At 32.2% G+C, this 14,030-nt stretch carries 13 protein-coding genes; 4 read left to right on the top strand and 9 right to left on the bottom strand.

What is annotated here, in order from left to right:
- The first annotated feature begins 8 nt into the window (after positions 1 to 8).
- On the top strand, positions 9 to 767 hold the full coding sequence (locus J5E45_RS08245; protein WP_069792308.1) for an alpha/beta hydrolase: 759 nt from the start codon (positions 9 to 11) through the stop codon (positions 765 to 767).
- A gap of 109 nt (positions 768 to 876) precedes the next feature.
- Here the strand turns inward: J5E45_RS08245 and J5E45_RS08250 are convergent, their stop codons facing one another.
- The 9 genes from J5E45_RS08250 to J5E45_RS08290 form a co-directional block, all read right to left on the bottom strand.
- Positions 877 to 1,926 carry an acyl-CoA dehydrogenase family protein gene (locus tag J5E45_RS08250; RefSeq protein WP_208181997.1) on the bottom strand — a complete coding sequence of 350 codons (1,050 nt, stop codon included), beginning with the start codon at positions 1,924 to 1,926 and terminating at the stop codon, positions 877 to 879.
- A 14-nt stretch (positions 1,927 to 1,940) separates the two neighbouring features.
- Positions 1,941 to 2,702 carry an ABC transporter permease gene (locus J5E45_RS08255; protein ID WP_208181998.1) on the bottom strand — a complete coding sequence of 254 codons (762 nt, stop codon included), beginning with the start codon at positions 2,700 to 2,702 and terminating at the stop codon, positions 1,941 to 1,943.
- A 6-nt stretch (positions 2,703 to 2,708) separates the two neighbouring features.
- On the bottom strand, positions 2,709 to 3,668 hold the full coding sequence (locus J5E45_RS08260; protein ID WP_208181999.1) for an ABC transporter substrate-binding protein: 960 nt from the start codon (positions 3,666 to 3,668) through the stop codon (positions 2,709 to 2,711).
- Between the two features lie 13 nt (positions 3,669 to 3,681).
- Positions 3,682 to 4,422, bottom strand: a complete 741-nt coding sequence (locus tag J5E45_RS08265) for an ABC transporter ATP-binding protein (protein WP_107554361.1) — start codon at positions 4,420 to 4,422, stop codon at positions 3,682 to 3,684.
- A gap of 264 nt (positions 4,423 to 4,686) precedes the next feature.
- Positions 4,687 to 5,199, bottom strand: a complete 513-nt coding sequence (locus J5E45_RS08270) for a DUF4242 domain-containing protein (protein WP_107530031.1) — start codon at positions 5,197 to 5,199, stop codon at positions 4,687 to 4,689.
- 245 nt (positions 5,200 to 5,444) lie between these two features.
- Positions 5,445 to 6,146, bottom strand: a complete 702-nt coding sequence (gene lrgB, locus J5E45_RS08275; protein ID WP_119615149.1) for an antiholin-like protein LrgB — start codon at positions 6,144 to 6,146, stop codon at positions 5,445 to 5,447.
- On the bottom strand, positions 6,143 to 6,586 hold the full coding sequence (gene lrgA, locus J5E45_RS08280; protein ID WP_039067351.1) for an antiholin-like murein hydrolase modulator LrgA: 444 nt from the start codon (positions 6,584 to 6,586) through the stop codon (positions 6,143 to 6,145). The genes lrgB and lrgA overlap by 4 nt, the downstream gene beginning before the upstream one ends.
- Positions 6,587 to 6,707: 121 nt before the next feature.
- Entirely contained in the window at positions 6,708 to 7,472 is a 765-nt protein-coding gene (locus J5E45_RS08285) for a response regulator transcription factor LytR (RefSeq protein ID WP_069792309.1), read from the bottom strand.
- A 2-nt stretch (positions 7,473 to 7,474) separates the two neighbouring features.
- Complete coding sequence (locus tag J5E45_RS08290) at positions 7,475 to 9,226, bottom strand: sensor histidine kinase (RefSeq protein ID WP_069792310.1); 1,752 nt, start codon at positions 9,224 to 9,226, stop codon at positions 7,475 to 7,477.
- A 438-nt stretch (positions 9,227 to 9,664) separates the two neighbouring features.
- On the opposite strand from J5E45_RS08290, the gene J5E45_RS08295 reads away from it, so the two are divergent.
- The 3 genes from J5E45_RS08295 to J5E45_RS08305 all read left to right on the top strand — a co-directional run bounded on the left by J5E45_RS08295 (position 9,665) and on the right by J5E45_RS08305 (position 13,481).
- A complete protein-coding gene (locus J5E45_RS08295; protein WP_039067346.1) occupies positions 9,665 to 11,056 on the top strand; it encodes an MFS transporter in 1,392 nt (463 codons plus the stop codon).
- Positions 11,057 to 11,292: 236 nt separating this feature from the next.
- Positions 11,293 to 12,891, top strand: a complete 1,599-nt coding sequence (locus J5E45_RS08300) for a M20/M25/M40 family metallo-hydrolase (RefSeq protein WP_107549168.1) — start codon at positions 11,293 to 11,295, stop codon at positions 12,889 to 12,891.
- Between the two features lie 149 nt (positions 12,892 to 13,040).
- Complete coding sequence (locus J5E45_RS08305) at positions 13,041 to 13,481, top strand: DUF805 domain-containing protein (protein ID WP_039067343.1); 441 nt, start codon at positions 13,041 to 13,043, stop codon at positions 13,479 to 13,481.
- Positions 13,482 to 14,030: the final 549 nt, after the last annotated feature.

A 14,030-nucleotide genomic window follows, 5' to 3' on the forward strand; every position in this document is an offset into this window, starting at 1 on the left:
GAAATAATATGGCGTTGTTAACGATAAATTACAAATCCAAAACTATTGGTATGAATCACCAATTTATAGCTATTTTACCTGAAGATGTTAGTTATTTTAATACGGACGTAGAGCCTAAACAATTAAAGACAATGTTATTGTTACACGGCTTATCAAGTGATGAAACATCTTATATGCGCTATACAAGTATTGAGCGTTATGCTAATGACCATCAAATTGCAGTTATTATGCCTAACGCTGACCATAGTGGTTATAGTAATATGAAATTTGGTCATAAATACTTTGACTATGTGTTAGAAGTATTAGACTATGCACATCAAATCTTACCGTTATCACAGAAGAGAGAGGATAACTTTATTGCAGGGCATTCTATGGGAGGATATGGAACGATAAAATATGCCTTAACACAAGGTCATCGTTTTGCTAAAGCTTGTCCATTATCATCTGTATTTAATGCACAAACCTTTATAGACATTGATTGGAATGACTTTTCAGGCCAAGCAATTGCAGGTGTAGATAAAATGACACAGGATACAGAACTTGATCCATATTATTTAGTAGATAAAGCAATAGCTGAAAGCAAGGTAATACCAGAGTTACTTATTATGTGTGGAACAGAAGATCAACTCTACGAAGATAATAAACAATTTATAGCATATTTGGATGCACAAAATGTATCTTACCAATTTGAAGATGGACCTGGTAAGCACGATTATGCTTATTGGGACAAGGCAGTAAAACGTGCAATTGAATGGTTCATAGGATAAATAGCAAATTAAAACAATGATTTAGCATAAATAAAAACCTCAATCATAAAAATGGTTGAGGTTTTTTGACTTGAAAAGTTGATTGTACAAACGATAAAGAAAAAATGTATTACTTTGAAGTAATATGCTTAGTGTTGATTTCTTCTTCCAATTTACCTATATGTCTTAAAGTGGGTGTTAACGCAGCGAAGAAGAAACCTTCTTTTAATTTACGTGCTTGTGGCGCTTTGGGTGAATAAGCTCTAGATCCACCGTTCACCATAGAAGCTTGGTTCACTTCTAATAATAAGTAGCCAGCTTGTTTTTTTAAGTTGATGAGTTCAGCAAAATCATGTTGTAAAGTTTTGCGTTGGATTAAATGATAAAAGTCTGTTTTGATTTGTTGTAAACGTAATTCGAAATCATCAATATCGTATTCTAAGTATTTATTTATACCGTTTTGTGCATCGGAAAATTGATGTATCAAATCAAGTGAAGCACGAATAGAACCTAATGCTATTGGTACTTGCAGTGCAACGAATTGAGGACGGATATCAGCGGCAAATGATTTTGCATCATGAGTGATAATTTGATTCTTTGGAATAAGTACATCGTTTAGTTCGATTTTAAAAGTAGCTGAGCCATTAACGCCTAAGAAATTTGATTTTTCCTCTAAAGTAACGCCGTCTTGGTTTGCATGTACAATAAACATGACTAATTCGTCACCGTTTTCAGCTTTTGATATAGCGCCAAAATAGTGGTCTGGCCCTATATTACTCACTGCAGGTAATTTACCTTTCACGAATAATTGATTCTCTTTGTAATAATGATTTAAATTAAATGATTCTAAATCATTAAATGATTTCATGGGATTAGATAACCCTGTTGCACCTAATACTTTTCCACTAAGTAGTGCCTGTTGTAAATCTTGATTAAAATGAGGTTGTTTAGCATTTTGCAAGTAAGTTGAAAATGCTAATTGACACCATAAACAAAACCCTGTAGTAAGGCATGATTTAGATACTTCTTCGATCACTTCTAAATTGTTAGTTAAGTCATCTTCTTTGAAATAGCCTTCTTTAAATAAATTTTGAATAAATGTTCTAGGGTAGTATGAACCTTCGTCAATTTCTATTAAATAAGGTTCTAATTCATTTTTAATAAGTGTTTGTAAACTCATATATATACGCTCCTTTATTCTCCAAATCTTTTTAAAATGATTGTTTCTAAGTAACTAATGAGTCGATCAATTAAGAATCCGAATAAACCAATAAAGAAGATTGCAGATAAGACATCTTCTAGATTTAACATGTTACGCGCATCCACAATTAGGAAGCCTAATCCAGATTGAGCACCAATCATTTCGCCTGAAACTAAGAAAATCCAACTTGTACCAACCGCCATATGAATACCACCCATAATATACTTGAAGGCGCCTGGAAATAATATATTTCTATATAATGACCATCCTTTGAGGTTTAAATTCGCTGCAATTTTCAAATATTGCGGTTCAACATTTCTTATGCCTTTAATAGTATTAAAGACAATAGGGAAGAAAGCAGCAATGAATATAATCGCCATTGCTGGCAGACTGCCAATACCAAACCATAAAACTACGAATGGTGACCAAGCAATAGGTGAGATGGGTCTAATCAACTGTAATAAAGGCTCTATAGCATGAAAAAGTGTGTTACTACGACCTAATAAGAACCCAACTGGTACGCCTATTAAAATTGCAGTTCCAAAACCTACAAAAAAACGAAATAGACTAATACCTAAATGTGTGAATATTTCCCCGGAAATAATAAATTGCCATATACTTTGTGCTACGAGAATAGGGCCTGGTAACAGAATAGGTTGGTAATTACCTATCCAAATGACACATTGCCATAAAAATAGAAAAATGATGAAAGTGAATAGGGGCAATGTGAATTTTTTGATTAATGTAGTTGTCATTTCACTTTATCCTTCCTTATATAACGTTGGGTCTATAAATTCATTATAATCTGGTGCTTTAAACAGTTTGTGTTCATTAATTAACTTCTTAATTTTGCTATAACCTTTTTCTTCAATAGTAAGGTCACCATAAGAAGTCCATTTGGCAGATTGTTCTAAAACATCTCTGTCTTGTTTAAAATGTTTATCCATAATATCCACGCTTTGTTTTTGATTATTCATTTTGTAACCAGCTTTTTTATAGTCAGATATAAATGCTTTTGCAGCATCAGTGTGGTTGTTTATTAGGTCATCTCTTAATACAAGGACACAACAATACGCATCTGGTATAATGTCGCTTCCATGCTGAATTGTTTCTCCTTTTCCTAACTTTTCACCCAGTGCGCCAAAGGGCTCTGCAACTGAGTAACCTGAAATTCGTCCTTCATTTAAAGCTGCGGGCATTTCAGCAGGTGCCATTTCATGATAACTGAAGTCTTTTGCATTAAGACCCAGTTGTTTACGCATTTCTTCTAATAGTAAATAATGCGTAGAATACCGATGAGGAATAGCAAAACTATAATTTTCATGTTTATGGAAATCAGAAACTTTCTTCCCTTGTTGTCCCATAACTACATTACCTTCATGGTGTCCAAGTGCGACAGCTTTTATATTGGAACCTTTTTGCTTAGATTTCATCGCGAGTTCAATGAGTGTTGAAGCACCGTCTATTTTTCCACTATTTAATGCATCCATAAGATCTGGCCAATTATTAAAACGTACAAGTTTTAAATTATATCCCGATTCTTTTGCTTGTTGTCTAACTTGTTCAGTCATCATTAAATTAGCTGAATGTGTAATAGGGAGGTAACCGATTTTTATAGTCTTTTTATTTTGATTATTGTTATGAGCTGTTTGCTGGTTATCATTTGTACACCCAGAAACTATTAAAAGGAACATTACTGAAAGAACAAATAACTTTTTCAATGTCTAACACTCCTTATAAATAGTATTCCGGTTCTGCCATATGGTGATTTAAAGCAAATTTTTCCATAATTGCATTTCTAATATTTAATAAATGACTATCATTGCGGTTACGTGGGTGTGATTGTTTAATGTTGTATTGACTAATGATTTCACATCCTTCACCAAGCAATATGATATTGTCAGAAAGGTAAATAGCTTCATCAATATCATGTGTTACTAAAATAATCGTAGCATCAGTTTGTTCTTTTAATTGAACTAGTTGGTCTTGTAATTTGTAACGAGTAAAGGCGTCTAATGCGCCTAATGGTTCATCCATCAATATCACATTTGGTTGGTGGACTTGTGCTCTACACAGTGCCACACGCTGTTTCATACCACCAGATAGTTCTTCAGGGAATAAGGTGCCTTTATTATTTAAATCAACACTTTTTAAATGTTTGTTAATTTCATTGTCACTTAGTTGTCGTGATAAACCAATTCTTATATTGTCATTAATATTTTTCCAAGGTAATAAATTGTGGTGCTGGAATATCATTAAACAATCTGGTGAAGGTGTTTGTTTAATTTCACCATCGATATTTACTGTGCCTGATGTAGGTGTTAAAAAACCACCTATTACATTTAATAGCGTAGATTTACCGCATCCGCTTTTACCTATAAAAGTAACGATATCTCCTTTATTTATATTGAGTTCAAAATCATTGATAACTTGGTTATCGCCAAATTGATGTTGAATATGGTCAATATGAATCACGTATTTCACCTCAATTATTCGTATCGTTTTAGTAGGGATTAAATTGATAATAAAGGAGCGGGATTGAAATCCAAATTATAGTTGAATTTCAAATTCCCGCCCCCACAAGTATGACTATACATTAGTCATTTAATGTGCATGATATATTAAATGCTCACAAGTAAAAGGGGTTATATATGTCCCATACTCGTGAAGTGATTAGTTATGATTTTTTACTTCAATTATGAGAACTACTAATCTCAATTTCATTGAGAAAGTAGTTCTTTAAATTTTTTCAATGTCATCGATAGGTGTATCTACGGCTTTACGTGCACGACGTACTGCATCTTCATCTGGTGCATCATATAAGCAAATACATTTAGTCATGTCTTCACATACATAAGTACGTTGGAATTGAACTTCAGGTACTTCTTCGTAATGAACTGAATTTTTCTTTTTACGAGCTAAATATTGATCCATGGTAATACCTTCAGGAATATTCCATGTTACTAGATAATCAATTTTTGGATCTCCGGCTTTAACTTCATCTAGTTCTTTACCTACTAAACGAACTTCTTTTACTAAATTTATATTAATTGAAGCATCCTCTAAAAATTGTTTTGCTTCCGTTTCATTATTTGCTTCGACGATAAAATAACCATGTGTTAAATCTTCAGTTGCTTGTACTTCGATAAGCGTCGGTACAGAGCCTGTAGTTAAGTCTGCAGCTTTCTTTTCTAAGTCAGATTTATTTGAGGCAAAAGCTAAATCATTTGCTTCTAGTAAAAATAATGTCATAAATTTAAACCTCCAAAGTTAATAATACATGCATAATACAACAATTCCTATCACAATACAAGGATATAATCATAAGTAATTTTAATTTTCTGATAACTTATAAAATTGTTATATTTTATATAACTTGAGTGTATCTTTCCAAAATTTTAAATCATTGTGCTTATGGAAATGAAAATGAGAAAAAGAAAAATCAACTTTTAGATTATTGATTTCTCTCTTTCTCATTACAATATAATTACTATTATTTAAAGTAATATTGCTGCAAGAATTGGAGCAACAACTACAACAATTACACCGACAATAACTAATGAAATAGATGCCATTGAAGCTTCTGTTTCACCAAATTCTTGTGCTGAAGAGACGCCCAAGGAATGTCCACTTGTGCCAAGTGCAAGGCCACGAGCGATAGGATTGGTAATATTAAATAGTTTGATTAACTTTGTACCGAGTGCGTAAATAATTACGCCATTTAATATAACAGCTAATGAAGTTAGTTCTTTAATGCCACCGATGTCCGCTGAAACAGGTAGTGCAATAGCAGTTGTCGCACCTTGAGGTAACATAGATGCAATAATGCCATTAGAAAATTGGAATGCTTCAGCTATTAAGTAAATGCAAATGAGTGCTGCAGTGGTACCTAAAGTAATACCGCCTAGTACTTGTTTCCAGTATTTTTTTAAAACATCACGTTTTTTATATAAAGGAATAGCGAAACATATAGTTGCCGGTTCCAGGAAGAAATTAATGATGTCTCCGCCAATTTTATAATTTGCATAATCTATACCAGTTAATTTTAGAAACGCTATACCTACGACCATACTTACAAATAGTGGTGTGAATAAGAAAAAGCCATTAGTTTTTTTAAATAAAAATGTGGCTATAATAAATGGTATCAATGAAAGTAAGATGCCGAAATAGGGCGTGTTGATAGCTAAATGTTCAATCATAATTTATCCTCCGCAAGTTGTTTTTGTGGTCTTTTTCTTGGAATAAAGGATTTAGTTATAAGCATTTGAGCAAAGAACCCTGTACATAATAACAATAAGAGTGTTGAAATAATAATTAATAAAATAATTAGGATAGGGCTCGTACTTAAAATACCTAGTGAATTAATAACTGATACACCTGCTGGTACAAATAGAAAACCAATATTGTTCGTTAAAGTTGTGCCGACTTTCTCGACTTGACCAAGTTTAATAATACCTGTACATAGCGCTATAAATAGTAACACAAGACCTATAACTGAAGCTGGCATAGGAATTGGCATGAAACTTTCGATAATATTTGAAATAAGCATGATAATAGCAATCACAAGTGCTTGATGGAAAAAATTATATGTTTTTGAATGCTGCGTTTGTGCTGCATTTTGTTGTTTGTTTGCTTCCATAATTAAAGTTCCTCCCGTATTGATCTTGGGTTAATTATAAAATGAAAGCGATTACTTTAGTTGGATTGGCATGCGACTTACTAGACGTTGTTTCTGAAATGCATAAATTAGAACTTGAAAATCAAGATAACCCCATATCTTGTTTGAATGGTTTCATATAAGAGCGACTCACTTGGAATTTTAATTGATTAGTCATGGTTAATTGATAAGTATAGTTGAACCAATGTTCAATTGTTTGAATATGTGTCTTGTTAATTAAAGTGGCACGATGAATTCTCATAAATTGAGTAGTGTCTAATTTTTTTTCGTAATGATTCAGCGGTTCAGAAGTCTCAAATTCATTGAGTGTCGTATTTATCGTTGTGACACCGTTATTGACGGAAATTGCGATAATATCATCTAAGTTAATAATATGAATACGCTCGTTAACTTCTATAGGAAGTACGTTTGGCATATTCTCAAGTTTGTTGTGTGTTTCATTAGGATTATTATCATTATTTATAAAATTTTGTTGTTCGATATTTGAGTGAAGCACTTGTTCAACTTTATGGATAGCTTGTGCGATTCGTTGTTGTTCAAATGGTTTCAAAATATAGTCAATGGCATCTAATTCAAACGCTTTTACCGCAAAAGTATCATGTGCAGTAGCAAATATAATCAAAGGGCGATGCTTCATTTTTTTGATTTTATTAGCTAAATCAAGACCACTTTCATCCATTAAATTAATGTCTAAGAAAATAACATCATAGTTATCATAAAGTAACAATTCTAATGTTTCAGAGATATTTTCGGCTTCTTTAATTAAATCAAAAGGACGAATCTGATTTAATAAATAGTGTAGTTCATTACGTGCTAGCGGTTCGTCATCTACGATAATCGCCTTCATATTTATTCCTCCTCTGTAATATTATGTGGAATTGTACAGCTTACTTTTGTACCTTGTTTATTTGATTCAAATTGAAGTTTAGCTTTATAGCCAAATAAACCATCTAACCTTTGATTTAAATTTTCTAATGCACTCCCTGTGCCAGAATCTGAATAAACACTAGTTTTGCCAATTTTATCAAGTTTGTTAACTGGTATGCCTTGACCGTTATCTGAGACAGAAATATTTAATCCGAAATTATTTTGGTGGGCTTTTACAATAATATTATTATCATACTTTCTATTTTTAAATGCATGTTTAATTGCATTTTCTACAAGGATTTGAATTGCAAAAGGTGGCACTAAAGCACTATAGCTTGAATCATCGATATCAAAACTAACATTGAAGCGATCTGGATAACGTGCTTGTTCTAATGATAAATAAGCCTCAACCTGTTGTAATTCTTTTTCTAAAGAAATGGTATTATTACGTGTACCTTGTAAATTTGAACGGAAAAATTGGCTGAGTTGTAATAATAATTCTCGTGCTTTTTCACTATCAATTCTTACTAATGCTGAAATCGTGTTAATTGAATTAAAGAAAAAGTGAGGATTAACCTGGGCTTGAAGTGACTTTATCTCAGCATCTCTTATTAATGCATTTTGTGTTTCAGCTTGTCCAAGCTCAAGTTGACTAGAAAATATATCTGCAAGTCCAGTTGCTAGCTGTCTATCTGAAAAATTTACGTCGTGCTTGTTAGTAAAATAGAGTTTTAGTGTACCTACGACTTCATTTTTTACATGTAATGGCATAACAATCGCAGCTTCTAATGGACATCCAGGGTGGTTACAACCAATTTCTTCACTTGAATAAGCTTCTTTTAAAGTTCCAGTTTGAATTGCAATCTTTGATAAATCCGTAATAATTGCTTTTTGTGCAACATGATGATCACTTGCAACACCAACGTGAGTTAATATATCTTTACGATTTGTAATAGCAACGGCTGAAACACGCATTAAGTTCAGAATAATTTCAGCAGCTTGTTTAGCTGATTGCTCATTTAAACCTGAACGGAAATAAGGCAAAGTCTGGTTAGCTAATTGTAAGACATCATGAGTTTGGATTGCGCGAGTTTCTTCTTCTTTCTTAATTGTAGAAAGTATGATTGATAAAAATATAGCTGTACCTATTGAGTTAATGGAAATCATAGGTAAGGCAATAAGTTTCACTAATGTCCACGCGTGTGCGGTATTATCAGAAAATACTAAAATACAAAGCATTTGAATAATTTCTGTAGCACCACCGATGAGCGCGCCTTTTACAATTGTTGGGTATCTGTTTGCTCGCATAGCTTTATGTCCAAAATAGCCTGAAACAAGTGCAATGATAATTGAAGAAATTAAATATATGTATGCATCTGCGCCCCCGATATAAACACGATAAATGCCAGAAATCGATGCCACAGCTAAGGCGACGTATGGACCTCCAATTAGCCCGGATACTCCAATTGTTAATACGCGTGTGTTTGCTAACGACGCATCAGGACTCAAATGATTATAGACCGTGCCGTTGATAATTTCATCACCACGAATTTGTACACCAGTAAAATTTGAAAGCATAGAGAAACAACCAAATATGATAATTAGTTGCCATTGCGAACGGCGTTTTTCTCGGTCATTCATCATCGATTTAAAATGGTTAATATTCATTAAAATATATGCGATGAGTATAATTAGGCCAACGCGTTCTAGTAATAAGATAAATAAATTTAACATGGTTTCACCTTTTTTTTATTAGTTTGACATGGTTGATTATACAGAATTTTATAGATTAATGAGTTTTATGTGAATTATTTTATATAAATTATATCCAATATCCCAATATAGCAGTGATTAGAGTGGAGAATCAAATTACTCACTATGTAAATAAATACATAATTGACGCAGTTCTTTAGCATTATTGAGAGTGAAGTGTTATTTTATTAATATTGGCTTTTAAAAGGATTTGTAAAAAATGTAGATATTAATATAAATTTAATTGCATATAATTATTACATAATTTTAAGCCAATTGTATCTTAAAAGATTAGTTTTGAAATAGATATAGACTTTTTTAGCGGTTTTCCAGTTTATATGGAGGATAGCGTTAAAGGCGTGTATACCTGTTTTGAAATGTGATCTATGTGTTTACGGGAAATTAGGAGGAAAAAAGCATATGGAATCAACACATTCGTTTGAAGGAGATAATAAACTTCTTGTCGGTATTTTCTTAGGGGTCATTACATTTTGGTTGTTTGCCCAATCATTAGTAAATATTGTTCCAGATTTAGAGTCATCATTTGATACGAATTATGGAACAATCAATGTGGCAGTAAGTTTAACTGCATTATTATGTGGTTTATTTGTAGTAGGAACAGGAGGGCTGGCTGATAGATATGGTAGAGTGAAAATGACCTACATCGGATTGATATTAAGTATTGTTGGTTCGTTATTAATCATAATACCAGGGTTTATGCCATTACTTGTTGTTGGACGCGCAATCCAAGGGTTATCTGCAGCGTGTATTATGCCTTCAACTTTGGCGATTATCAATGAATATTATATTGGTAGTCGTCGCCAACGCGCATTGAGTTATTGGTCAATAGGTTCTTGGGGAGGCACAGGCATTTGTTCATTATTTGGTGGCATAATGTCTACATTTATTGGTTGGAGATCAATATTTATTATTTCGATTCTTGTAGCATTAATGGCGATGTATTTAATGAGACATACACCAGAAACGAAAGCTATACAAACAGAAGAAACAAAGCAAGCTAAATTTGACATAGTAGGCCTTATTATTTTAATTATTGCAATGCTAAGTGTTAACTTGATTATCACAGAATCATCTAATTATGGGATTTTCTCACCATTCATCATGTCACTAATTGTTGTGTTTATTATTTCAACACTTTGTTTTTTCTATTATGAAAGCAAAGTTAAAAATCCACTTATAGATTTTAAACTATTCAAACATAAAGGTTATAGTGGTGCTACAATCTCTAACTTTTTATTAAATGCAGTGGCAGGGACACTTATTGTTGCTAATACGTATTTCCAATCTGGATTACATTTTAGTTCTTTCCAATCTGGCGTCATGTCTATTACGTATTTAGTAGCCGTGCTTGTAATGATTAGAGTCGGAGAAAAAGTGCTACAAAAGGTTGGTCCAAGAAGACCAATGCTAATTGGTGCAGCACTTAATGCTATTGGGATTATTTTAATTTCATTCACGTTTTTACCTACGCTAGTTTATATTGTAACGTGTATAATAGGTTATTTAATCTATGGTATGGGATTAGGTATGTACGCAACACCATCGACAGATACAGCAGTATCAACTGCACCAGAAGACAAAGTTGGCGTTGCGTCAGGTGTTTATAAAATGGCATCATCATTAGGAAATTCATTTGGTGTCGCATTATCTGGTACTATCTTTACCGTGATGACTGTAGTATCGAATATACAAGTTGGAGCAATGTTTGGCTTGTGGTTCAATGCAGCATTAGCGATTATCGCATTTTTAGCAGTACTTATATTAGTACCAAAAAATCAATTTAATAATTAACGTAAATCTATAGAACTTTAAATTATAATTAATTATTTTCGAACCGGAATTACGAAATCAATTTATAATATTGATTTTGTAATTCCGTTTTTTATTATATTTTTATATAAACTCGAAGTTCACACTATATTAAGTGCATGGATGTTAAATTCACCAAGCTTTTTGACGAGAATATATTGATTATGAAATGAAAAACATATTATAATTAAGGAAGCGTTTACATAAGGAGGGGTTATGTGTCACAGCAACTATGGCAAACTTATGAAGATAGACTGAATTTATTAAAAAGTTTAGTTAAGCATGAGACGATTACTAATACAGAAGGTGAGACTACATTTCCTAATTTTGTAAAAGATTTACTATTAAAATTAAATTATTTTCAACAGCATCAATCTCATATATTACTTGAACGGACTGAAGATGAAAAAGAAGCAGTTGTAGCGTTTTATAAGGCACCTACTTCTAGAAAAACTATTGTTCTAATCAGTCATTTTGATACTGTAGGCGTAGAAGACTTTGGCCCGTATAGTAAACATGCTTTTAATCCAGATGCGTTAAAAACTATTTTTAAAGAAAACAATAGTTATCTCAGTGAAGATGCTATTGAAGATTTAAATCGTGATACATACTTGTTTGGACGTGGCGTAATGGATATGAAGGCAGGTTTAATGTTGCATTTGTCTTTAATAGAACAAGCAAGTATCGAAGACTGGGATATCAATTTAATTCTAGTCACTGTACCAGATGAAGAAGTGAATTCCTCGGGTATGCGCAAAGCTGTAGAGACCATTGCTAGATTAAAACAACAACATCATTTAGATATTCAGCTTCATTTAAACAGTGAACCTACTTTCCAACAAGCTAGTGCAGATGAACAACATTATATATATTCTGGTTCTATTGGAAAAATAATGCCAGGTGTATTGTGTTATGGCAAAGAGACACATGTAGGCAACCCAATGGATGGTTTGAGCTCTAATTTTATGATGAGTTATATTAATCAAGCGGTAGAATACAATAGTATATTTAAAGAAGCATTTGAAAATGAAACGACACCTTTGCCTGTTTCATTAATGACAAGAGATATTAAGCAAACATACGATGTACAAACACCATTTAGAACAATGGCATTATTTAATATGTTCCTTTTCAAACAGAAACCTGCTGACTTATATAGGCAATTTATTGATACAGTAATAAAAGCAACAGAATGTTGTGAAAGTGATTGGTTATCGGTTTTAGAAAGCGAAAATATTCCTTTTGATACTAAAATTAATGTACTGACATTTGAGCAATTGAAAACATATGCGATCAAACATCATGGTGAAGCATTTATAGATAAAGAAATAAGAGAAGTGATACGACAAACTAAGGATTTACATTTACAAAGTATTAAAGTGACAGATAGATTAATGCAAATCTGTAGAAACATTGCGCCAGCGGTCGTTACTTTTTTTGCAACGCCTTATTATCCAGCAGTTAATACGTCTTATGATGCAAAAGTTGAGGAAACTATTGAATTGGTCCGTCAAACTTTACAAGAACAATTTCAACGTAACAGTGAACGTGTTCATTATTTTAATGGCATTAGTGATAGTAGTTATTTGAATTTTTCAGGCGACATGTCTCAAATAATTACTTATCAACAAAATGCACCTAATTTTAATCAAACTTATTCGATTCCTTTTGAAGCGATACAAGCTATTAGTGCGCCAACCATACTTTGCGGACCTATCGGTAAAGATGCACATAAAGTAAGTGAAAGACTACATAAAAATAGTGCGTTTATAGAATTGCCATACGTATTAACTCGTATCGTAAAGTCATATATTTAAAACAAAATAAGTAATTATTTGATATAATGTTTTTAAATTTACTAATATTTTTAGTATAAGTTTTAAAAAATAGGGTATTACGATATATTAGTGAATATATGTATATGTACTTTAAAAGTTCCACAAGAAGAAAATGGAGTGGTAAGCACATGCTAGAGGCGTATAAAGATTTTTGGAGAAAATATATAGATTTTAATGGCAAATCAAACAGATTAGAATTTTGGACACCGGTATTGATTCATATCATTAGTATATTCATCATTGCGCTCATCGGTATCGTTTGCTTTATTACGGGTATCTTTATTGTAGCGGCAATATTATCAGCTTTTGTGGGTATATTTGCTTTAGCGATAATCGTACCAATGTTTGCAATTACATTGCGTAGATTTTATGATGCCGGTAGAAAACGCGCAACAGCAATCATACTAATTGTACTATCTATATTTGTTAATATTACCTTTGATATTATTCAAATCAATAGTGTTGCTGTATCATTAAATATAATTTCGTTAATTTGTACAATTATCCTGGTGATAGAAACATTATTACCATCACGTAATGTTGCTGATTCAGAATTAAAATGGTTGTAATTTATAGAATGTCGAGAGTTATTTTAATTGTGATGAATGAGTTCGTGATATAGATGATTATTTTAAAAAGAAGGCTATAGAAATCTAATTTATTTTAAAAAGTTTCGTCGTCTTGCACATCGAAACTTATTAGTATTGAAAGAAATAACATTTTTACTTGAGCTGAAGCTCATGCATAGGTCTCACTGACTCAATATACTGGTTAAAGTAAAAGAGCTATCCCTTGGTATTAAAAGGATATAGCTCTTTTATTTTGGAAATAACTGAAATATACTATAATTTAATCATTTGATGATAGTAAGAGCTATCAAAATTAGATAACGTATTAATTTTGATTTTCTCTGCTACATTAGTTAAAAATGACATGAAGTTAGAATAAAAAAGTGAGCAAGTTGGATAGATGATGGCTAATCTCATTCTAAATAGGTTGATGCCTATAAAGAATAGTAACACTCCTAGAAAGGAGTAATATTGGTTATCAAATGCTGATGATCATTTTGACAATCATTAGCTTGGTATTAGTTAGTAAATGTGACCATAAAAAATAAG

The organism is Staphylococcus shinii (assembly GCF_017583065.1).
GTDB lineage: Bacteria > Bacillota > Bacilli > Staphylococcales > Staphylococcaceae > Staphylococcus > Staphylococcus shinii.

Coding starts and splice junctions, on each gene's coding strand:
- J5E45_RS08250 (WP_208181997.1), bottom strand. CDS start 1,926: ATGAGTTTACAAACACTTATTAAAAATGAATTAGAACCTTATTTAATA.
- lrgB (WP_119615149.1), bottom strand. CDS start 6,146: ATGATTGAACATTTAGCTATCAACACGCCCTATTTCGGCATCTTACTT.
- J5E45_RS08295 (WP_039067346.1), top strand. CDS start 9,665: ATGGAATCAACACATTCGTTTGAAGGAGATAATAAACTTCTTGTCGGT.
- J5E45_RS08290 (WP_069792310.1), bottom strand. CDS start 9,226: ATGTTAAATTTATTTATCTTATTACTAGAACGCGTTGGCCTAATTATA.
- J5E45_RS08305 (WP_039067343.1), top strand. CDS start 13,041: ATGCTAGAGGCGTATAAAGATTTTTGGAGAAAATATATAGATTTTAAT.
- J5E45_RS08255 (WP_208181998.1), bottom strand. CDS start 2,702: ATGACAACTACATTAATCAAAAAATTCACATTGCCCCTATTCACTTTC.
- J5E45_RS08285 (WP_069792309.1), bottom strand. CDS start 7,472: ATGAAGGCGATTATCGTAGATGACGAACCGCTAGCACGTAATGAACTA.
- J5E45_RS08270 (WP_107530031.1), bottom strand. CDS start 5,199: ATGACATTATTTTTACTAGAAGCAAATGATTTAGCTTTTGCCTCAAAT.
- lrgA (WP_039067351.1), bottom strand. CDS start 6,586: ATGGAAGCAAACAAACAACAAAATGCAGCACAAACGCAGCATTCAAAA.
- J5E45_RS08245 (WP_069792308.1), top strand. CDS start 9: ATGGCGTTGTTAACGATAAATTACAAATCCAAAACTATTGGTATGAAT.